Source organism: Burkholderia sp. SIMBA_051, from assembly GCF_046534915.1.
Taxonomy (GTDB): domain Bacteria; phylum Pseudomonadota; class Gammaproteobacteria; order Burkholderiales; family Burkholderiaceae; genus Burkholderia; species Burkholderia ambifaria.
Genome location: NZ_JAWRXS010000653.1, coordinates 1 through 249, shown reverse-complemented (window position 1 = coordinate 249; position 249 = coordinate 1). Strand labels below are relative to the sequence as shown.

At 31.7% G+C, this 249-nt stretch carries 1 protein-coding gene; it reads left to right on the top strand.

The genetic code is table 11. The annotated features are described in order from the left end of the window. Positions 1-249, top strand: a 249-nt coding sequence (locus tag SB771_RS36100; protein WP_410722175.1) for a hypothetical protein, incomplete at both ends; no start/stop codon positions are given.

Genomic DNA, 249 nt, shown 5'->3' with positions numbered 1-249 from the left:
CAATATTACTAGGAGCTTGTTCTACAGTAGGCTCACATGATCGCCCAAGTAGTTACTATGCTAATTATTCAAAACCTAAAGGACTTGCTAGTGATTCTTTACTTGGTGAAAACGATCAAAAAATTAATGAATTACTTTATTACCAAGTAAAATTGCCTCCTAAAAATAGAATCGCAATTTTAAAATTAAGCCAAGATAATCACTGGAAATTTTATTCTAACGACTTCACATCTCTAACCACTTCATTAG